The sequence below is a fragment of the Hyalangium versicolor genome (genome assembly GCF_020103695.1).
In the GTDB taxonomy this organism is placed as follows: Bacteria; Myxococcota; Myxococcia; order Myxococcales; family Myxococcaceae; genus Hyalangium; species Hyalangium versicolor.
The window spans coordinates 686,815-705,807 of sequence record NZ_JAHXBF010000003.1 but is presented as its reverse complement, the minus strand read 5'-3'; the positions used below and the strand labels follow the sequence as shown (position 1 = coordinate 705,807).

At 65.5% G+C, this 18,993-nt stretch carries 32 protein-coding genes; 1 reads left to right on the top strand and 31 read right to left on the bottom strand.

The window, feature by feature from the left end:
* The first annotated feature begins 35 nt into the window (after window positions 1–35).
* On the top strand, window positions 36–731 hold the full coding sequence (locus KY501_RS09235) for a hypothetical protein (RefSeq protein ID WP_224362299.1): 696 nt from the start codon (window positions 36–38) through the stop codon (window positions 729–731).
* A gap of 97 nt (window positions 732–828) precedes the next feature.
* On the opposite strand, the gene rplQ is transcribed toward KY501_RS09235, so the two are convergent.
* The 31 genes from rplQ to tuf all read right to left on the bottom strand — a co-directional run bounded on the left by rplQ (window position 829) and on the right by tuf (window position 18,914).
* Complete coding sequence (gene rplQ / locus KY501_RS09230) at window positions 829–1,254, bottom strand: 50S ribosomal protein L17 (RefSeq protein ID WP_224362298.1); 426 nt, start codon at window positions 1,252–1,254, stop codon at window positions 829–831.
* Between the two features lie 173 nt (window positions 1,255–1,427).
* Window positions 1,428–2,468 (bottom strand): DNA-directed RNA polymerase subunit alpha, encoded by a 1,041-nt coding sequence (locus tag KY501_RS09225; protein ID WP_224362297.1) that lies wholly within the window; start codon window positions 2,466–2,468, stop codon window positions 1,428–1,430.
* Between the two features lie 184 nt (window positions 2,469–2,652).
* A complete protein-coding gene (gene rpsD, locus KY501_RS09220; RefSeq protein WP_224362296.1) occupies window positions 2,653–3,279 on the bottom strand; it encodes a 30S ribosomal protein S4 in 627 nt (208 codons plus the stop codon).
* 60 nt (window positions 3,280–3,339) lie between these two features.
* Window positions 3,340–3,783, bottom strand: coding sequence for a 30S ribosomal protein S11 (gene rpsK / locus KY501_RS09215; RefSeq protein WP_224362295.1), 444 nt, complete (start codon window positions 3,781–3,783; stop codon window positions 3,340–3,342).
* A gap of 72 nt (window positions 3,784–3,855) precedes the next feature.
* A complete protein-coding gene (rpsM, locus tag KY501_RS09210) occupies window positions 3,856–4,242 on the bottom strand; it encodes a 30S ribosomal protein S13 (protein WP_224362294.1) in 387 nt (128 codons plus the stop codon).
* Window positions 4,243–4,289: 47 nt separating this feature from the next.
* Entirely contained in the window at window positions 4,290–4,406 is a 117-nt protein-coding gene (gene rpmJ / locus KY501_RS09205; protein ID WP_002614755.1) for a 50S ribosomal protein L36, read from the bottom strand.
* 69 nt (window positions 4,407–4,475) lie between these two features.
* A complete protein-coding gene (gene infA, locus KY501_RS09200; protein WP_002614803.1) occupies window positions 4,476–4,694 on the bottom strand; it encodes a translation initiation factor IF-1 in 219 nt (72 codons plus the stop codon).
* 148 nt (window positions 4,695–4,842) lie between these two features.
* Window positions 4,843–5,601, bottom strand: a complete 759-nt coding sequence (map, locus tag KY501_RS09195) for a type I methionyl aminopeptidase (RefSeq protein ID WP_224362293.1) — start codon at window positions 5,599–5,601, stop codon at window positions 4,843–4,845.
* Between the two features lie 93 nt (window positions 5,602–5,694).
* Window positions 5,695–6,342 (bottom strand): adenylate kinase, encoded by a 648-nt coding sequence (locus KY501_RS09190; RefSeq protein WP_224362292.1) that lies wholly within the window; start codon window positions 6,340–6,342, stop codon window positions 5,695–5,697.
* Window positions 6,343–6,489: 147 nt separating this feature from the next.
* The gene (gene secY / locus KY501_RS09185) at window positions 6,490–7,836 is read right to left on the bottom strand and encodes a preprotein translocase subunit SecY (RefSeq protein ID WP_224362291.1); all 1,347 of its coding nucleotides are present in this window, start codon (window positions 7,834–7,836) and stop codon (window positions 6,490–6,492) included.
* 129 nt (window positions 7,837–7,965) lie between these two features.
* Window positions 7,966–8,493 carry a 50S ribosomal protein L15 gene (gene rplO, locus KY501_RS09180; RefSeq protein WP_224362290.1) on the bottom strand — a complete coding sequence of 176 codons (528 nt, stop codon included), beginning with the start codon at window positions 8,491–8,493 and terminating at the stop codon, window positions 7,966–7,968.
* Between the two features lie 57 nt (window positions 8,494–8,550).
* Window positions 8,551–8,811, bottom strand: a complete 261-nt coding sequence (gene rpmD, locus KY501_RS09175) for a 50S ribosomal protein L30 (RefSeq protein ID WP_224362289.1) — start codon at window positions 8,809–8,811, stop codon at window positions 8,551–8,553.
* A gap of 2 nt (window positions 8,812–8,813) precedes the next feature.
* A complete protein-coding gene (rpsE, locus tag KY501_RS09170; protein ID WP_224362288.1) occupies window positions 8,814–9,335 on the bottom strand; it encodes a 30S ribosomal protein S5 in 522 nt (173 codons plus the stop codon).
* Between the two features lie 23 nt (window positions 9,336–9,358).
* A complete protein-coding gene (gene rplR / locus KY501_RS09165; RefSeq protein ID WP_224362287.1) occupies window positions 9,359–9,712 on the bottom strand; it encodes a 50S ribosomal protein L18 in 354 nt (117 codons plus the stop codon).
* Window positions 9,713–9,817: 105 nt separating this feature from the next.
* On the bottom strand, window positions 9,818–10,384 hold the full coding sequence (gene rplF / locus KY501_RS09160; RefSeq protein WP_224362286.1) for a 50S ribosomal protein L6: 567 nt from the start codon (window positions 10,382–10,384) through the stop codon (window positions 9,818–9,820).
* 61 nt (window positions 10,385–10,445) lie between these two features.
* Window positions 10,446–10,847 (bottom strand): 30S ribosomal protein S8, encoded by a 402-nt coding sequence (gene rpsH / locus KY501_RS09155; protein ID WP_224362285.1) that lies wholly within the window; start codon window positions 10,845–10,847, stop codon window positions 10,446–10,448.
* Between the two features lie 170 nt (window positions 10,848–11,017).
* A complete protein-coding gene (locus KY501_RS09150; RefSeq protein WP_002614761.1) occupies window positions 11,018–11,203 on the bottom strand; it encodes a type Z 30S ribosomal protein S14 in 186 nt (61 codons plus the stop codon).
* A gap of 21 nt (window positions 11,204–11,224) precedes the next feature.
* On the bottom strand, window positions 11,225–11,890 hold the full coding sequence (gene rplE / locus KY501_RS09145; RefSeq protein WP_224362284.1) for a 50S ribosomal protein L5: 666 nt from the start codon (window positions 11,888–11,890) through the stop codon (window positions 11,225–11,227).
* Window positions 11,891–12,063: 173 nt separating this feature from the next.
* The gene (rplX, locus tag KY501_RS09140) at window positions 12,064–12,393 is read right to left on the bottom strand and encodes a 50S ribosomal protein L24 (protein ID WP_224362283.1); all 330 of its coding nucleotides are present in this window, start codon (window positions 12,391–12,393) and stop codon (window positions 12,064–12,066) included.
* Window positions 12,394–12,437: 44 nt separating this feature from the next.
* Window positions 12,438–12,806: a 50S ribosomal protein L14 gene (gene rplN / locus KY501_RS09135; protein ID WP_224362282.1), complete on the bottom strand. Its 369-nt coding sequence runs from the start codon at window positions 12,804–12,806 to the stop codon at window positions 12,438–12,440.
* 102 nt (window positions 12,807–12,908) lie between these two features.
* Complete coding sequence (gene rpsQ / locus KY501_RS09130) at window positions 12,909–13,226, bottom strand: 30S ribosomal protein S17 (RefSeq protein ID WP_224362281.1); 318 nt, start codon at window positions 13,224–13,226, stop codon at window positions 12,909–12,911.
* Window positions 13,227–13,303: 77 nt separating this feature from the next.
* Complete coding sequence (gene rpmC / locus KY501_RS09125) at window positions 13,304–13,516, bottom strand: 50S ribosomal protein L29 (protein WP_224362280.1); 213 nt, start codon at window positions 13,514–13,516, stop codon at window positions 13,304–13,306.
* A 22-nt stretch (window positions 13,517–13,538) separates the two neighbouring features.
* Window positions 13,539–13,958: a 50S ribosomal protein L16 gene (gene rplP / locus KY501_RS09120; RefSeq protein ID WP_224362279.1), complete on the bottom strand. Its 420-nt coding sequence runs from the start codon at window positions 13,956–13,958 to the stop codon at window positions 13,539–13,541.
* Window positions 13,959–14,014: 56 nt separating this feature from the next.
* Entirely contained in the window at window positions 14,015–14,677 is a 663-nt protein-coding gene (gene rpsC / locus KY501_RS09115; RefSeq protein ID WP_224248879.1) for a 30S ribosomal protein S3, read from the bottom strand.
* 33 nt (window positions 14,678–14,710) lie between these two features.
* The gene (gene rplV / locus KY501_RS09110) at window positions 14,711–15,055 is read right to left on the bottom strand and encodes a 50S ribosomal protein L22 (protein ID WP_224248878.1); all 345 of its coding nucleotides are present in this window, start codon (window positions 15,053–15,055) and stop codon (window positions 14,711–14,713) included.
* Between the two features lie 24 nt (window positions 15,056–15,079).
* Window positions 15,080–15,367, bottom strand: coding sequence for a 30S ribosomal protein S19 (gene rpsS / locus KY501_RS09105; protein ID WP_224362278.1), 288 nt, complete (start codon window positions 15,365–15,367; stop codon window positions 15,080–15,082).
* 19 nt (window positions 15,368–15,386) lie between these two features.
* Complete coding sequence (rplB, locus tag KY501_RS09100; RefSeq protein ID WP_224362277.1) at window positions 15,387–16,232, bottom strand: 50S ribosomal protein L2; 846 nt, start codon at window positions 16,230–16,232, stop codon at window positions 15,387–15,389.
* 32 nt (window positions 16,233–16,264) lie between these two features.
* Window positions 16,265–16,558: a 50S ribosomal protein L23 gene (locus KY501_RS09095; protein WP_224362276.1), complete on the bottom strand. Its 294-nt coding sequence runs from the start codon at window positions 16,556–16,558 to the stop codon at window positions 16,265–16,267.
* Entirely contained in the window at window positions 16,555–17,178 is a 624-nt protein-coding gene (gene rplD / locus KY501_RS09090; protein ID WP_224362275.1) for a 50S ribosomal protein L4, read from the bottom strand. The genes KY501_RS09095 and rplD overlap by 4 nt, the downstream gene beginning before the upstream one ends.
* Window positions 17,179–17,228: 50 nt before the next feature.
* Window positions 17,229–17,537 (bottom strand): 30S ribosomal protein S10, encoded by a 309-nt coding sequence (gene rpsJ / locus KY501_RS09085; RefSeq protein WP_002614753.1) that lies wholly within the window; start codon window positions 17,535–17,537, stop codon window positions 17,229–17,231.
* A gap of 186 nt (window positions 17,538–17,723) precedes the next feature.
* Window positions 17,724–18,914 (bottom strand): elongation factor Tu, encoded by a 1,191-nt coding sequence (tuf, locus tag KY501_RS09080; RefSeq protein WP_224361996.1) that lies wholly within the window; start codon window positions 18,912–18,914, stop codon window positions 17,724–17,726.
* Between the last annotated feature and the right edge of the window lie 79 nt (window positions 18,915–18,993).

Below are 18,993 nucleotides of genomic sequence, written 5' to 3'. Positions count from 1 at the left end.
CACCGGGCGGTCCAGGCCTCTACACTTGGGGGCCGATGAGCGACGGTCGCAAGGTGCCTGAACACAACGATCCGCTGGCGGACGAGGCCGAGAGTCCCTCGGCGCCGCAGCGTCCGGTTTCGAGTCCAGGAACGCCACGAGTGCCCTCGAATCCGGGGATGCCGCGAACGGTGACCAATCCGGGGATGCGAGCGCTCAGCGCGGCGCGATCGGGCCCGGTGGCGAAGAAGCCCGAGGGACCGGTGGGCAAGCGCCTGAGCTCGGAGGCTTCGAATCAGTTCCTGAACGCGCTGGCGATGGCGAAGGAGCTGGTGCAGGACTTCCGAGGCTCGGATCGCTTCCTGAAGGCGAAGGCGGGCATCATCGGCGGGTGGATCTTCATCTCGCTGGTGAGCATCATCATCGCGTGCCCGAGCCGGGGTGTGCAGACGGCGGCTCTGGGGGCGCGAGTGACGGTGTTGCCGAACGCGGATCGCCCGCAGGCAGCGCCGAGCCTGACGGTGTCGAACACGGACGAGGATCCGTGGGAGGACGTCGTGTTCACGGTGAATGGCAAGTACAAGGCCATCGTGGACAAGATCGACGCGGGGGCCATCTTCACCCTCACGCCGAAGAGCCTGCTGAGCCCTGGCGGGCCGATGCCCTCGGATCAGCGCTTCCTCAACGCGGAGATGCGAACGAAGAACGGCAAGGCGGAGCTGGTGAAGAACGGCCAGCCGCTGACGGAGTAGCGGGCTCTGCCCCTCCCAGAGTCCCTCCCAGAAAACACGAAAGCGCCCTTCCCAACTGGGAAGGGCGCTCCGTGACGGCTTCAGAGCCGAGGAGGGACTACTCCTCGCTCTTCTCCTCGGCCTTGGCCTCCGCCTCGCCACCCTCGGCGGGAGCGGCCTGCTTCGCCGGGCGATCGACCAGCTCCAGCAGGGCCATCTCGGCGGCGTCACCACGGCGGAAGCCGAGCTTGACGATCCGGGTGTAGCCGCCCTTCCGGCTGGCGTAGCGATCCTTGTACTCGCTGAAGACCTTCTGAAGGACGTTCTTGTCCTTCACGATGCGAGCCGCGAGCCGGACATTGGCCAGACCGCCGCGCTTGCCGAGGGTGATGATCCGCTCCGCCATCTTCCGGGCCTCCTTGGCCTTGGGGACGGTGGTGCGGATGGCCTCGTGCTCCAGCAGCGAGGTGACCATGTTGTTGAGCATCGCGAGCCGGTGGCTCGTGGTGCGGTGGAGCTTCCTTTGTCCAACCTTGTGACGCATGTCCGTGACTCCGGAGCCTTCTGGGCTCCACCACTCCGGCCGTATCAGGTACCGGGTGGGAAGGGCGGCTCCGACACGAGCGCCGCCATTGCCATCGGGCCCTCTTCAGGGCCCCCTCTCCCCGCGCCGCATGAAACCGTGTCGCGGTGCGGGGGGAGGTACTACGGGAAGGCCTAGGCCTTGGGCGCCGCGCTGGCCGCCGGAGCCGCCGCCGCCGGAGCCTGCTTCGGAGGCCAGTTCTCCAGCTTCATGCCGAGCGACAGGCCCATCTCCGCCAGGATCTCCTTGATCTCCTTGAGCGACTTGCGGCCGAAGTTCTTCGTCTTGAGCATCTCGGCCTCGGTGCGCTGCACCAGGTCGCCGATGGTCTTGATATTGGCCTGCTGCAGGCAGTTGGCCGAGCGCACCGACAGCTCCAGCTCATCCACCGAGCGGAACAGGTTCTCGTTGAGCTTGGCCTCCTCCTTCGGGGCCTCCGCCACCACCGGCTCCTCGGTCTCGTCGAAGTTCACGAAGACCGTGAGCTGCTCCTTGATGATCTTCGCCGCGTACGCCACCGCGTCCTGCGGCGTCACGGAGCCGTCCGTCCACACCTCGAGCGCCAGCTTGTCGAAGTCCGTCACCTGACCGACGCGCGCGTTGGTGACCTGGTAGTTCACCTTGCGGATCGGCGAGAACAGCGAGTCGATGGGGATGGTGCCGATCGGCGAGCCGGCCACCTTGTTCACCGTGGCGGCCACGTAGCCGCGGCCACGGCGGCAGGTCAGCTCCATGCGGACCTTGCCACCCTCGGACACCGTGCAGATATGGTGGCCCGGGTTGAGGATCTCGACGTCCTGGTCGGCGATGATGTCGCCGGCCTTGATCTCCTTGGGGCCCTCCGCCTCGATGCGCAGGGTCTTCGTCTCGTTCGTGTGCATCCGAAGGAGGACTTCCTTCAGGTTCAGCACGATGTCGGTGACGTCCTCGGCCACCTCGGGGATGGTGGTGAACTCGTGGTCCACGCCTTCGATCTTCACCGAGGTGATCGCCGAGCCCTGCAGCGAGGACAGGAGCACGCGGCGCAGCGAGTTGCCCAGCGTGGTGCCGAAGCCGCGCTCAAGCGGCTCCGCGACGAACTTGCCGTAGGTGGTGGTGAGGGAGTCCTGATCAACTTCCAGCCGGCGCGGCTTGATGAGATCGCGCCAGTTCTTCGCAATGAACGTATCAGCCATGTTGCTGCTCCTCAGTGCGGGCGCCACCACCGACTTACCCGCCAGGGTGGCAGGAGGATGGGCACGCGGGGGGTACGACGAATAATCGAGGCCGGCGAGGCCAGCCAGAAAGAAGCACGACGCCCCGGCGGAGGCCGCCAGGGCGCCTGAAGGAAGGAAGCAGGCCCTCGTGGGGCCTCACGCCTTACTTGGAGTAGAGCTCGACGATGAGCTGCTCCTGGATCGGCATGGTCAGGTCTTCGCGGTTCGGGGCGGTCTTCACCGTGCCCTTGAAGGCCTTCTTGTCCAGGTCGATCCACTGCGGAACGCCGCGGCGGTCCACGGTCTCCAGCGCCTCGGAGATGCGGAGCACCTTGCGGCTCTTCTCCGCCACCTCGACGGAGCTGCCCGGCTTCACCGAGAACGAGGGGATGTTCACCCGCTTGCCGTTCACCGTGAAGTGGCCGTGGCGCACCAGCTGGCGAGCCTCGTTGCGCGTGTCCGCGAAGCCCATGCGGAACACCACGTTGTCCAGACGGAGCTCCAGCTGCTGCAGGAGGTTCTCACCCGTCTTGCCCTTGGCGGCCGAGGCGCGGCGGTAGTAACCGCTGAACTGGCTCTCGAGCAGGCCGTACATGCGCTTGACCTTCTGCTTCTCGCGCAGCTGCACGCCGTAGCCGGAGAACTTCACGCGGCCCTGGCCGTGCTGGCCGGGGGGATACGGGCGGCGCTCGATGGCACACTTGTCCGTGTAGCAGCGATCGCCCTTCAGATACATCTTCAGGTTCTCGCGCCGGCAGATGCGGCAGGCGCTGGCGGTGTAACGAGCCAAGGAACTTCTCCTTCGAAAGGTGGTCTGAGGCCGCCCCTCTCGGAGCGGCCCGGATGAGGATTAGACGCGGCGGCGCTTCGGCTGACGGCAGCCGTTGTGCGGGATGGGCGTCACGTCGCGGATGAGGTTGATCTTCAGGCCCGCGGCGGCCAGAGCGCGCAGCGCGGACTCGCGGCCGGCGCCCGGGCCCTTCACCAGCACCGTCACGTTCTTCAGACCGTGCTCCATGGCCTTGGCGGCGGCATCGCCCGCGGCAACCTGCGCGGCGAACGGCGTCGACTTGCGGCTGCCCTTGAAGCCACGGGCGCCAGCGGAGGACCAGGAGATCACGTTCCCGGACACGTCCGTGATCGTGATGATGGTGTTGTTGAACGTGGACTGGATGTGGACCACGCCGTTGAGGATGTTCTTCTTGCCCTTGCGCTTGGCCTTCTTCGCCGCGGCGGACTCACCGCCCTCGGCAGCGGCCGGAGCGGCTGCGGGGGTGTTGACTTCTTCAGCCATGAGAGTGGGTACTCCTCAGAGTAGATGATCGACGCCGGTGCCTCGACGGACCGGCGCAGGTGGGGGAACGGTTTAGCGGCCCGCCGGAGCAGCCGGCTTGGCGCGCACGATGCCGCGCTTGGGGCCCTTGCGGGTGCGGGCGTTGGTGTGGGTGCGCTGGCCGCGAACGGGCAGGCCCTTGCGGTGACGCAGGCCGCGGTAGCAGCCCAGGTCCATCAGCCGCTTGATGTTCATCGTCACTTCGCGCCGGAGATCACCCTCGACCTTGAGGTTGGCCTCGATGTACTCGCGGATCTTGCGAGCCTGATCGTCCGTCAGGTCCTTGGTCCGCGTCGCGAGTTCGATCCCCGCGTGGGCGCAGATGTCATGGGCGGTCTTGTTGCCGATCCCGTAGATGTACTGAAGCGAGATCACCGCGCGCTTGGCAGGCGGGAGATCGACACCGGCGATACGAGCCATCGTTCGTTCCTTCTAGTTGAGTTGGTCTGGAGCCAACGGCCTGGCCGTTAGCCCTGGCGCTGCTTGTGCCGCGGGTTGGAGGCGCAGATCACGCGCACGATGCCCTTGCGACGAATGACCTTGCACTTGTCGCAGATCTTCTTGACGGACGCCCGAACCTTCATGGCGCTACTTCCTTCCTTCGTGAAATGAAAGCCTGCAAGGGCCCCCCGCCTGGTGCGGAGGCAACCCCACTACTTTGCCCGGTACGTGATCCGGCCTCGGGTCAGGTCATAGGGCGAGAGCTCGACCTTGACCTTGTCGCCCGGCAGGATACGGATGAAGTGCATCCGCATCTTGCCGGAGATGTGCGCGAGCACCTTGTGGCCGTTGTCCAGCACCACGCGGAACATCGCGTTGGGCAGGGGCTCCATGACGGTCCCCTCCACTTCGATCGAATCATCCTTCGGCAATCGAAAACCCTCTTCCGGACCACCAGACTCTTGGAAGCGCGGCGGGATAGCACTTTGGTCCCGAAGTGGCAAGTACCGTGTCGCGCTCGCTCCGAACTTCTACCAACCCCGCATACTAACAACGTATTTCACCCGACGTCAGGCCTTCTCAGGGCCTGCGGGTGAGCACCTCGGGGCCATGGTCCGTGATCAACACGGTGTGCTCGAAGTGTGCGGAAACCTTGTGATCCAGGGTCACCGCCGTCCAATTGTCCTCGAGGAGACCCACCTCGGAGGTTCCCAGGTTCACCATGGGCTCGATGGCCAAGACCATGCCCGGGCGCAGTTTCATACCCGACCCCGGCTTGCCGACATTGGGCACTTCGGGCTTCTCGTGGAGCTTCCGGCCAATCCCGTGGCCGGTGAAACCCTCAGCCACCGAGTAACCCCGCGCCTCCACGTAGCTCTGCACCGCATGGCCGATGTCGCCGATCCGGTTACCTGCCACTGCGGCGGCAATGCCCTTCTTCAGCGACTCCCGGGTGGCCTCGATGAGGGCCTGAGCTTCCTTGCTCACCTTCCCTACCGGCACCGTACGCGCCGAGTCCCCGAAGAAGCCCCGGTACACCACACCGAAGTCCAGCTTCATCAGATCGCCCTCGACGAGCTTCCGCTTCTTCGAGGGGATGCCGTGTACGACTTCTTCGTTGATAGACGCACACAGGCAGCAGGGAAAGCCGAGGTAGCCCTTGAACGCTGGCTTGGCCCCCTTCGCGTAGATGAGCTTCTCGGACAGGGCGTCGAGCTCCCAGGTCGTGACTCCAGGAGCCACGGCCTTCTCGAGCTCGTCGAGGATCTCACACACGATCCGCCCGGCCTCACGCATGAGGGCGATCTCGTCCGGGCTCTTGATCTCAACAGAACTCATGGGCTTCTACCGACGAGCGTGCTCAGGGGAGGACCCGGGAGCCAGGGGGCGACACTCCACATGGAGGCGCCCGCCTGCCTGACCGCTCTCCACTCAGGCCTTGCCGATGGCCGCGCGGATCTCGGCATAGATGCCATCCGGAGCACCCACGCCATCGATGCTCTTGAGCAGCCCCTTCTTGCCGTAGAAGTCCTTCAGCGGCGCCGTCTCGGCGTCGTACTTCTGCAGGCGCTTCTCGATGACCTCGGGGTGATCATCCTCACGCTGGACGAGCCCCGCGCCGCACTTGTCGCAGTACCCGGCCCGCTTCGGGGGGTTCTGGACGACGTGGTAGACGCTGCCATCCACCGGACACGAGCGGCGCCCGGAGCCGCGCTCGACGAGCTTGGCGTGCGGCACCTCGAGCGAGACGACGGCGTCGATCTTCTTGCCGTTCTTCGCCAGCATCCGATCCAGCGCATCAGCCTGGGGGGTGGTGCGAGGGAAGCCGTCCAGCACGAAGCCCTTGGCGCAATCCGGCTGCTTCAGGCGCTCCTCGACGATCCCGATGACGATGTCATCCGGGACGTACGCGCCCGAGGCCATCAGCGGCCCCGCGATCTTGCCCAGCTCGGTGCCATCCTTCACCGCCTTGCGGAGGATGTCCCCGGTGGAGATCTGCGGGATCTGATAGTCCCGGAACAGGTTCTTGGCCTGGGTGCCCTTCCCCGCGTTTGGCGGGCCCAACAGGATCAGGTTCATGTGCTCCTCTCAGCTCCTCCGAAGGAACGCACGGAAGCCCCATGCGAAGAACCTCCGAAAGCGCCCCCCATACACGACTGACTACCCCTGAACGAACAAGGCGCCCCTCCCCGAAGCGGAGAGAGGCGCCATGGAGAAACGCGCAGCCTAGGCCGCCACCCGCACCCGGCCGCGGATACGCGGACCGCGCGGACCCGCGAAGCCCTCGTAGTTGCGGCTGATGAGGTGGCCCTCGATCTGCTGCACCGTGTCAAGCGCCACGCCCACCACGATGAGCAGTGCCGTGCCGCCGAATGAGAAGCGCACCCCCATCACGTTGGTGATGACCGAGGGGATGACGCAGATGGCGGCCAGGTACACGCCACCGCCGAAGGTGATGCGGTTGAGCACGCGCTCGATGAAGTCCGCCGTCTGGCGGCCCGGACGGATGCCGGGGATGTAGCCACCCTGCTTCTTGATGTTGTCGGCCACGTCATCCGGCCGGAAGGTGAGCGCGGTGTAGAAGTAGGCGAAGAAGACCACCAGCAGGACGAACAGCCCGTTGTAGAGCCACGCGTTGCCCTCGAGGCCCTGCCGGAAGGTGTTCAGGAACGGGAACCAGGTGCCCAGCGTGGCCGGGAAGGACAGCAGCGCGCCGGCGAAGATGGGAGGAATCACGCCCGCGCTGTTCACCTTCATCGGGAAGTAGGTGGCCTGGCCCGCGAACATCCGCCGTCCCGCCATGCGCTTGGCGTACTGGACCGGGATGCGCCTCATGCCTCGCTCGACGTAGACCACCACGGCGACGACGAAGAGCATGAACGCAGCCAGCGCGACCAGCGCCGCGGACTCGATGGCCCCCTGCGCCGTCATGTCGAACAGCTGCTTGGCCGAGGGCACCATGCGCGCCACGATGCCGGCGAAGATGATGAGCGAGATGCCGTTGCCGATGCCGCGCTCGGTGATGCGCTCGCCCAGCCACATGATGAAGGCCGTGCCGGCGGTGAGGCTGATCACCGTCATGAAGGTGAACCAGGCGCTGTCATCCGGAACGACGATCTGGTTGAAGCCACCCTGCCCCGCGTCGCTGCGGCCCAGGGACACCAGCCATCGCGAGATGCCGATGCCCTGGATGATGGACAGGACAATGGAGCCGTAGCGGGTGTACTGGTTGATCTTCTGCCGGCCCGCGGCGCCTTCCTTCTGCAGCCGTTCGAGACTGGGGATGACCACCGCCAGCAGCTGCATGATGATGGAGGCGGAGACGTACGGCATGATGCCCAGGCCGAAGATGGACATCTGCTCCAGGGCGCCGCCGGAGAACAGGTTGAACAGCGAGACCAGGCCGCCCGACTGTTTCTGGGCGTCCATGAACGCGTTCATCGCCGCCCGGTCCACCCCCGGCGTGTTGATGAAGATGCCGATGCGGTAGACGACGAGCAGCACCAGCGTGTACGCCAGCCGGTTTCGCAGCTCGGCGATCCGGAAAATGTTGGTGAAGGCATTCAGAGCCACGTGGGAGCCATCCCCTTCGAAAAGTCCTGTCAGAACGACAGCGCCCCTATCCATGAAGGAGAGGGGCGCGTGAGCCTACACAAGCGAACCGACGCGCACCACCCAAAGTGAAGCGCGCCCGGCCCAGGCCTAGGCGTTCGGCTGCTTGGGAGCCTTGACGCCCTTGCCCGAGTGCGCCTTGGAAGCGGACTCCGGCTTGTGAGCCACCAGCGGGAGCACCTCCACCGCGCCGCCCGCCTTCTCGATGGCCTCCTTGGCCTTCCCGGAGAGCTTGTGCACCTTCACGGTGAGCTTCTTGGCCAGCTCGCCCCGCCCCAGCACCTTCACGCCGTCATAGCGGCCCTTGACCAGGCCCTTGCCCTTCAGCGCGGCCTCGTCCACCGTGGTGCCCGCGTCGAAACCGTTCAGGTCCGACAGGTTCACCACCGCGTAGATGATGCGGTTGGGCGAGATGAAGCCAAACTTCGGCAGGCGGCGCTGCAGGGGGCTCTGACCGCCCTCGAAGCCCTCGAACCGCATGTTGCCGGAACGAGCCTTCTGGCCCTTGCCACCGCGGCCCGCCGTCTTGCCCAGGCCGGAGCCCTGGCCACGGCCCACGCGCTTCTTGCGGTGCCACGAGTTGTGCGGCCGCTTCAGGTTGTTGAGAGTCGTCGACATCTTGAGATCCTCGCGCGCGACGGCCCCTCTTACGAGGCCCCGCGGAATGAGTCCGTGCTAGCTCTTGGCCGCCTGGGCACGAGCCCGGTCACGGACCACGATCTTGCGCGGCTTGCGACGCTTGGGCGCCGGAGCCTCCTGGCTCACCGTCTCACTGGAGACCAGGTGCTTCACCTTGAACACCAGGCCGCGGTTGGACGGAGTGTCCTTCAGCAGCCGCTCGTCCCCGAACTTCTTCAGGCCGAGCCCCTTGATGGTGTCCACCATGTCCTTGGAAGAGCCCGAGAAGCTCTTCACCAGCTTCACCTTGAGCGCCATGACTAGGTCCTCGCCTCGCCGGCCAGCTTCGTGGTCTCGACGTCCTTGCCGCGCAGACGGGAAACCTGCTCGGCCGAGCGCAGCTTCTTCAGGCCCGCCACCGTGGCCTTGAGCACGTTGTGCGGATTCCGCGAGCCCTGGCTCTTGGTCAGGATGTTGCGGATGCCCGCCGCCTCGAGGACCGCGCGCACCGCGCCACCGGCGATGACGCCCGTACCCTCGCTGGCCGGCTTCAGCAGCACCCAGCCGGCACCGAAGTGCCCGAGGATCTCGTGCGGGATCGTGTGCCCCATCAGCGGCACGCGGAACAGGTTCTTCTTGGCGTTCTCGCCACCCTTGCGGATGGCCTCGGGGACCTCGTTGGCCTTGCCCAGGCCCACGCCCACGTGGCCGTTGCCATCGCCCACCACCACCAGGGCGGCGAACGAGAACCGGCGGCCACCCTTCACCACCTTGGCCACGCGGTTGATGTTCACCACGCGGTCGGTGAGGTCCAGGTCGTTCGGATTGATCGGAGTTGCCACTTGGAGAGCTTCCTTTCGAATTTCTAGAACTTCAGCCCGGCCTCGCGCGCGGCGTCAGCCACGGCGGCGATGCGCCCCTGGTACGGGAAGCCGTTGCGGTCGAACACCACCGCCTCGACGTTGGCCGCCTTGCACTTCTCGGCGATGAGCTGCCCAACGCGCTTGGCATCCGCCTTCTTGTCACCCTCGTCCTTGCCCTTGAGCTCCTTGGAGAGCGACGAGGCAAAGGCCAGCGTCTTGCCCGAGGAGTCGTCCACCACCTGGGCATAGATGTGCTTGAGGCTCTTGTACACGGTGAGCCGAGGGCGCTCGGTGGTACCCGAGAGCTTCTTGCGGATGCGGTTCTTCCTCTTGATGCGCGGATCGACCTTCGACATGGCTGATTCCTCTTCCTTCCGGCGGCGATGAGGCCTTCCGCCGCCGGATGATCGCGAAGCCCCAATGGAGCTCGCGGGGTTGAACGTTCAGGGCACGGACGACGACTAGGTCGTACCGGTCTTGCCCTCCTTGCGACGGACCTTCTCCTCCGCGTACTTGATGCCCTTGCCCTTGTACGGCTCGGGCGGGCGCAGCGCGCGGATCTTCACGGCGGCGGCCCCCAGGGCCTCCTTGTCCGCCGAGCGCAGCGTCAGGTCCAGCGTGGGCAGGCTCTCCTCGGTGCGAGGCGTCTTGTCCACCTCGGCCGTCACGCCCTCCGGGAGGGCGAATACCACCGGGTGCGAGAAGCCCAGCGCGAACTGGATCGTCTTGCCCTTCACTTCGGCGCGGAAACCGACGCCGCGGATGCTCAGCTTGCGCTCGAAGCCCGTGCTCACGCCCTTGGCGGCGTTGGCGAGGATGGTGCGGGCCAGACCGTGCAGGCTCTTGGCCTCGCGCGAGTCATCCGCGCGCGTCACCACCACATTGCCGTCCTTCACCTCCACCTTCACCTTGGCGGGGAGGTTCACGGACAGCTTGCCCTTGGGGCCCTCGAAGTTGACCTTCGAACCGGCGACGGTCGCCTTCGACTTGTCGCCCAGCTTGATCGGCAGTTTTCCAATGCGACTCATGATGGCCTCGTAAGGTTGGCCCGGCTCGCGCCCCTTTCAGGTCGCGCCGCCAGGCCACTGGCTAGTAGACGGTGCAGAGCAGCTCGCCGCCGATGTTCTGCTTGCGGGCCTCGGCGTCCGACAGGATGCCCTTGGACGTGGAGAGCACCGCGATACCCAGGCCACCGAGCACGCGAGGAATATCGCGCACGGGGACGTAGCGGCGCAGGCCCGGCTTGGAGACGCGCTTGATGCCGGTGATGGCGCCGGCGCGGTCCGGTCCGTACTTCAGCTGAACGGTGATCTCGTTCTGCGGCTGACGCTCGTGAACGGTGTACTCCCCGATGTAGCCCTCGTCCTTGAGAACGCGAGCGATCTCGACCTTGAGCTTCGAGTGGGGAATGACAACCTTGTCGTGCCGCGCACGCGAGGCGTTGCGCAGGCGGGTCAGCATATCGCCGACGGGATCATTGACCGGCTTCATGAAGGACAACCTTCCGTGCGGAGGCCACCTGGGCACTCCGCGGATTCGACCGCCGCGCCTGCCGGGCCCATCCCGGGGGTTCGCCGCGTTCGCACGACTCTGAGGCTTTGGCGCCAGCGTGGCGCCAGGAGACCCCGGGCAACATCACCCCGGGTCCCCTCTTCCAGCGTCTACCAGGACGACTTGGTGACGCCGGTGATCTCGCCGCGCAGCGCGCGCAGACGCAGACAGATGCGGCACATCTGGAACTTGCGCAGGAACGCGCGCGGACGGCCGCACAGCGGGCAGCGGTTGTACTTGCGCACGGAGAACTTCGGCTTGCGCTTCGCCTGGGCGATCTTGGAGAGCTTGGCCATGGAGCTTGGATTCCTCGAAGGTTACTGGCGGAACGGGATGCCGAAGTGACGCATCAGCGCCAGCCCCTGCTCGTCGTTCTTCGCGGTGGTGACGAAGCTGATGTTGAGCCCCTTCACCTTCTCGATCTGGTCGTAGTTGATTTCCGGGAAGATGATCTGCTCGCGGACACCGAGCGTGTAGTTGCCCTTCCCGTCGAACGCCTTGGGGGACACGCCCTTGAAGTCACGCACGCGCGGCAGCGCGACGGAGATGAGGCGGTCCAGGAACTCGTACATGCGGTCGCCGCGCAGCGTGACGGCGCAGCCGATGGCCTGGCCCTGGCGCAGTTTGAAGTTCGCGATCGACTTGCGAGCGCGAGTGATCACGGGCTTCTGGCCGGTGATGGCGCCCAGCTGGTCCACCGCCGACTCCAGGATCTTGTTGTTGGCGAGCGCCTCGCCCAGACCCATGTTGACGACGATCTTCTCGAGCCGCGGAACCTGGAAGGGATTCTTCAGGCTCAGCTCCTTCATCAGAGCAGGGACGCCCTCCTTGCGGTAGCGCAGCTTCAGCCGCGCCGGCTTCGCCTCGAGGCCCTCCTCGATGTTGGCCGCAAAGCCCGCCTTCTTGACGTCGTCCTTCTTGCGGCCCTTCTTTTCCTTCTTTTCCTTCTTCTCTGCCTGCTCAGGCTTCTTCTCGTCAGCCATTGTCCTGTCCTCTGCTTCGGAGCGCCGTCGTGGACCCAGCGCCTCGATCAGTTCATCTGGAATCTCAGAAACACGGAGAGGGCCCCAGTGCTTCGGGCCCCCCTGTACGCACGCCTGCTCGCCCCTGGCCCTGGGTGGCCAAAGGGCGCGCATACATGCCCCAACCCAAACCCCTAGTCAATCAGGGCGTCGCAGTTCTTGCAGAACCGCTTCTTGCTCTCGCCCTCGGCCCGGATACCCACCCGGGTCGGCTTGTCGCACTTGGTGCACACCACCTGGACGTCCGAGAGAGCGATGGTGCCCGCCTTCTCGACGATGCCGCCCTCGGGGCTCTGCGCCGTCTTGCGGAGGTGACGCTTGACCATCCGCAGGCCCTCGACCGTGACGCGGCCGGCCTCGTGGTCGATCTTCAGCACCTTGCCGCGCTTGCTCGCCGGGGTCTTCTCCGAGCGCTCGGCGCCCGAGATGACCTGCACGGTGTCTCCAACCTTCAGCTTCTGCATGGCTTCCTCTCCAGGCTCTGCTCGCTGGCAGGCCGCGTGTCCTCTTAGAGGACCTCGGGCGCGAGCGAGATGATCTTCATGAACTTGCGGGCGCGGAGCTCACGGGCGACAGGCCCGAAGATACGCGTGCCGATGGGCTCCATGTCCTTGTTGATGAGGACCGCCGAGTTGCCATCGAACTTGATGTAGCTGCCGTCCGGACGGCCCACCTCGGCCTTGGTGCGGACGATCACGGCCTTGGCCACGTCGCCCTTCTTCACCTTCGAGTTGGGCAGCGCCTCGCGGATCGACACGACGATCACGTCGCCGATCGACGCATACTTGCGCTTCGAGCCGCCGAGCACCTTGATGCAGAACACCTTCTTGGCGCCCGAGTTGTCGGCCACGTCGAGCACGCTCGTCATCTGAATCATCTGGAAGTCTCCTCTAAAGTCCTACGGCAGCCCCCACCCGGTGAGGGCGGAGCCGCGCGGCTCGAGCCGCCCGCGCGCCGGAGTGGGCGCGGGCCACGGGGCTCAGACGTTCTTGCTCTTCTCGATCACCTCGACCACCCGCCACCGCTTGTCCTTCGAGGTCGGCCGCGTCTCGGCGATGCGAACGCGGTCACCCTCGTTGATGGTGATCTTCTTCGGGTAGTCGTGGTCCTCGACGTGCGCCTTGTACTTCTCGCGCAGGCTCATGATCTTGCCGTACTTGGCGTGAGGCGCGCGGCGCTGGACGGTGACAATCACCGTCTTCTGCATCTTGTTCGAGGTGACGATCCCCACGCGCGTCTTGGGACGGCCGCGGGAGGAGGTCTCGGGAGCGGAGGTGGTCTGGGTCTCTTCAGCCATCGTGAATCTCGCCTGTCAGTCAGTGTTCCCGGGACGTCCCGGGAAGGCATCCCCCCGTTGGGGGCATGCCCTGTCAGCTACTTGGCCGTCTTCTCCGGAGCCTTCTTCTTCTCCGTGAGGACGGTGAGGATACGGGCCAGGTCGCGGCGGTGCTGGGTGCGCTGCGAGGGGCTGTCCAGATTGCCCGTCCGCAAGCTCAGCTGGTCCTGGAACAGCGTGCCACGCAGTTCATCCGCGCGCCGCTGCAGGTCCTCCACCGACAACTCCTTCAGTTCCTTGGCAGTCGCCATCTTCGGTCTCCTGGACGCGGGGCTAGATAGACAACTCGCCGCGGGTCACGATCTTGGTGAGGACAGGCAGCTTCGCCTGCGCGAGCTTGAGCGCGCTGGTGGCCACATCGGCCGTCATGCCCTCCATCTCGTAGAGGATGCGGCCGGGCTTCACCACGGCCACGTAGTACTCCACGCCGCCCTTACCGGTACCCATACGGGTTTCGGCGGGCTTCTTGGTGATGGGCTTGTCCGGGAACACGCGGATCCAGATCTTGCCGCCGCGCTTCACGTGACGGGTCATCGCGATACGGGCCGCCTCGATCTGGCGCGAGGTGATCCATCCCGGCTGCAGGGACATGAGGCCGTACTCACCGTAGGTGAGATCGCTGCCGCGGTGGGCCTTCCCGGGGGTGCGGCCCTTCTGCATCTTGCGGAACTTGGTACGAGCAGGCTGAAGCATCGTCGGTGTCCTTCATCCCCGAAGGGGCACCCTTGGGCGCCCCGGGGAGCTCAAAGCTAGCGGTTGGAGGGCATCGGGGCCTGGCCACCCTTACCCGGCAGAACCTCGCCGCGGCAGATCCAGACCTTGCAGCCAATCTTTCCGTAGGTCGTCTTCGCCTCGGCGAAGCCGTAGTCGATGTCGGCGCGCAGGGTGTGCAGGGGCACGCGGCCCTCGCGGTACCACTCGTAGCGCGCCATCTCCGCGCCACCCAGGCGGCCCGAGCAGGCCACGCGGATGCCCTTGGCGCCGAACTTCATGGCCGTCTGCAGCGCCTTCTTCATGGCGCGGCGGAAGGCGATGCGGCGCTCGAGCTGGGTGGCGATGTTCTCGGCCACCAGCTGCGCGTCGGTCTCGGCCTTGCGGACCTCGACGATGTTGAGGAAGACCTCGTTCTTGGTGAACTGCTGCAGGTCCTTCTTCACCGTCTCGATGCCCGCGCCGCGCTTGCCGATGACGATACCCGGACGCGCGGTGTGGACGTTGACCTTCACCTTGTTGGCCGCGCGCTCGATCTCCACCTTGGAGACGCCCGCGTGGTTGAGCGACTTCTTCACGAACTCGCGGATGCGGATGTCCTCATGCAGCCACTGGGCGTAGTTCTTGTGCTCGAACCACTTGCTGTCCCAGGTCTTGATGACGCCGAGGCGGAACCCGATCGGATGAACTTTCTGTCCCAACGTGCTTCTCCTTAAAGTTGAAGGCCCGGAGGGCTACTTCTTGGCCTCGGCGAGCACCACGTGAACGTGGGCGCTCTTCTTGTTGATGCGGGTCGCGCGGCCCATGGCGCGCGGCATGTACCGGCGCTGGGTGGGAGCCTGGTCCACGGAGATGGTCTTCACGTAGAGCGTGTCCACGTCGACCTGGCCCTTGGACTTGTCGGTGGCGTTCGCCACGGCGCTCTTGATGAGCTTGCCGAGCGGAGCCGCCGCAGCGCGGGGGGTGAACTTGAGGATGTTGAGGGCAGCCTCGACGGGCTTGCCACGGACGAGCGCAGCCACCGTGGAAAGCTTCCGAGGGGACATGCGGACGTAGCGCAGATGTGCAGTGGACTCCATCGTCATCTCCTAGAGCGGTCCGGATTACTTACCGGGGGCCTTGGCGACCTTCTTCTCCGCCGAGTGCCCGCCGAAGGTCCGAGTCGGCGCGAACTCGCCGAGCTTGTGACCCACCATGTTCTCCGTCACGAACACCGGGACGAACTTCTTCCCGTTGTGAACCGCGAAGGTGTGCCCGACGAACTCCGGCAGGATGGTGGAGCGCCGCGACCACGTCTTCACGACCTTCTTCTGGTTCGTCTTGATCATGTCCTCCACCTTCTTGAGGAGATGATCGTCGACGAACGGTCCCTTCTTGATCGAACGAGCCATTTCGGAATCCCTTTACGAGCTACTGGCTGCGCGGTCCCTGCCGGCGCTTGCTCACGATGAACTTGTCGGTCCGCTTGTTGGTGCGCGTGGTGAGGCCCTTGGTCTTCTTGCCCCACGGCGACACCGGGTGCGGGTTACCCTGGCCGGACTTACCCTCACCACCACCGTGCGGGTGGTCGACAGGGTTCATGGCCAGACCGCGGACGGTGGGCCGGATGCCCAGCCAGCGGCTCTTACCCGCCTTACCGATGCGGATGATCTCATGCTCGATGTTGCCGAGCTGGCCGACGGTGGCGCGGCACTCGATGAGGACCTTGCGCACCGCGCCCGAGGGCAGACGAACCTGGGCGTAGCGGTCCTCCTTGGCCATCAGCTGACCGGAGGTGCCGGCCGAGCGGATGATCTGGGCGCCGCGGCCCGGCTTCAGCTCCACGTTGTGGATGACCGTACCCACCGGGATGTTCAGCAGCGGCAGGCAGTTGCCCGGCCGGATGTCCGCGTTCGGACCGGCGAACAGGGTGTCCCCCACCGCCAGGCCCACGGGGGCCAGGATGTAGCGCTTGTCGCCGTCCGCGTAGTGCAGCAACGCGATGTTGGCGGTGCGGTTCGGGTCGTACTCCACGGAGGCGACCTTGGCCGGCACGCCGTCCTTGTCACGACGCTTGAAGTCGATGACGCGGTAGCGGCGCTTGTGACCACCACCCTGGTGACGGCGGGTGATGTGGCCGTGGACGTTGCGGCCACCGGAGCGCTTGAGCGACTCGGTGAGCTTCTTCTCCGGCGTGTCCTTGGTGATGTCCGCGAAGTCGGACACCGTCATCAGGCGGCGAGCAGCGGAGGTCGGCTTGTACTTCTTGATGCCCATGGTGGTTTCCTCAGACGGTCAGCGCGGTGCGCCTAGGCCGTCCCTCCCTCGAAGAGCTCGATCTTGTCGCCCTCCTTGAGGGTGACGACGGCCTTCTTGTAGTTGGGGCGCTGGCCGATGCTCCGGCCCACACGCTTGACCTTGCCGCGGACGACGTTGGTGCGAACGCCCTCGACGGTGACCTTGAAGAGGCTCTCGACCGCGCGAGCCACATCCACCTTCGTCGCCTTCTTGTCGACGATGAAGGAGTACTGGCGGAACTTCTCGCGAGCCTGGTCCAACTTCTCGGTGATGAGCGGACCCTTGATGACATCGTGGAGCTTCATGACAGGGCCTCCTGGATGGCCTTGGCGGCCGCGGAGGTCAGCACGAGCTGCTTGTGCCGGAGCACGGACTCGAGGTTGAGACCCTCGGGCGGCAGCACGTCGAACTGAGCCAGGTTGCGCACGCTGCGGTGCAGATTGATGTTGCCCTTGTCGTCAATGACCAGGGCGTTCTCCAGCTTCAGGCGCTTGGTGAGCACGTCGAAGGCCTGCTTGCTCTTCGGCGCGTCCAGCTTGAAGCCGTCCAGGATCACCAGGGCGTTCTCCTTGACGCGCAGGCTGAGCGCCGCGCGGAGCGCGCCGCGACGAACCTGACGGGGAGGACGGTAGGTGTAGTCCCGGGCCTTGGGAGCCATGGCCTTACCGCCACCAACCCAGTGGGAGGCGCGGATGGAGCCCTGACGAGCGCGGCCAGTGCCCTTCTGCTTCCAGGGCTTCTTGCCACCGCCGCTCACCAGCGAGGTGTTCTTCACCCCCACCGTGCCGCGACGCCGGTTGATCTGCTGAAACTTCGACACCTCATAAAGGAGGTGCGGGTTCGGCTCGGCGCCGAACACCTCGTCGGAGAGCTCGATCTCCGACACCTGCTTGCCATCCAGGTCGATTACCTTGAACTTCGCCATGACATTTCCTCGGGGGTCGGAGTGGAACCGCGCCAGTCCTCTCCCGCTTCCTAGGACTTGATCTCCACGTCAACGCCAGCCGACAGATCCAGCTTCATCAGCGCATCCAGCGTCTGCTGAGTGGGCTCGAGGATGTCGAGCAAGCGCTTATGCGTGCGGATCTCGAACTGCTCTCGGCTCTTCTTGTCCACGTGCGGCGACCGCAGAACCGTGAACTTGTTGATGCGCGTGGGAAGGGGGATCGGACCGGCCACCTTGGCGCCCGTGCGCTTGGCCGTCTCAACAATCTCCCCGGCGCTCTGGTCCAGGAGCTTCGAGTCGTACGCCTTCAGCCGGATGCGAATCTTCGTTGTCGCCATTTCGAAAAAACCTCTTTGACGGCCCCTAGCAGTGGAGGCGTTACGACCGACGTCCCCTGGATGTCACAGAGCCGTGCTTCAGACGAGGGGCGCGGCATGTACCACCCCACCCCTCTGGTTGCAACTGTATTCCGACACTACCCCGGCAGTCCGTTTTCTGGCCGCCGGGGGAGCAGCCGGGAGAACCTACTCAATGACCTCAGCCACGACGCCGGAGCCCACCGTGCGGCCACCCTCGCGCACGGCGAAGCGCAGCTGCGCATCCATGGCCACCGGGGTGATCAGCTCCACCTCGATCGCGATGTTGTCGCCCGGCATCACCATCTCCACGTTGTCCGGCAGCTTCACCGTGCCAGTCACGTCCGTGGTGCGGAAGTAGAACTGCGGACGGTACCCCTTGAAGAACGGAGTGTGACGGCCACCCTCTTCCTTCGTCAGCACGTAGATCTGCGCCTTGAACTTGGTGTGCGGCGTGATGCTGCCCGGCTTGGCCAACACCTGGCCGCGCTCCAGGTCCTCACGCTTCAGGCCGCGCAGCAGCGCGCCGATGTTGTCGCCCGCCTGGCCCTCGTCCAGCAGCTTGCGGAACATCTCCACACCCGTGACGACCGTCTTCTGCGTCGGGCGCAGACCCACCACTTCCACTTCCTCGCCCACCTTGATGATGCCGCGCTCCACGCGCCCGGTGGCCACCGTACCGCGGCCGGCGATGGAGAACACGTCCTCCACCGGCATCAGGAACGGCTTGTCCGTGGCGCGCTTCGGCGTCGGGATGTACTCGTCCACCGCCGCCATCAGCTTCAGGATGGAACCCTCGCCGATATCGCTGGTGTCACCCTCGAGCGCCTTGAGCGCGCTGCCGGGGATGATGGGGATCTTGTCGCCCGGGAACTCGTACTTCTTGAGCAGGTCGCGAACTTCCATCTCCACCAGCTCGCGCAGCTCCGGGTCGTCCAGCATGTCTACCTTGTTCAGGAAGACGACGATGTAGGGCACGCCCACCTGGCGGGCCAGCAGGATGTGCTCACGCGTCTGGGGCATCGGGCCGTCAGCAGCCGACACCACCAGGATGGCCCCGTCCATCTGCGCCGCGCCCGTGATCATGTTCTTCACGTAGTCGGCGTGGCCCGGACAGTCCACGTGCGCGTAGTGGCGGTTCTTCGTCTTGTACTCCACGTGGGCCGTGGAGATGGTGATGCCGCGCTCGCGCTCCTCGGGAGCCTTGTCGATCTGGTCATAGGCCATGAACGTCGCGCCACCCGTCTTCGCCAGCACCTTGGTGATGGCGGCGGTCAGCGACGTCTTTCCGTGGTCCACGTGCCCGATCGTCCCAATGTTCACGTGGGGCAAGCTTCTGTCGAACTTCTCCTTGGCCATGACTTCTCCTGGTGGGGCCGACCCGCGGGCCGGCATTTCTCGGGGAAAACTAAAGGTGCTGCGTCCTGCTCCAATGTGA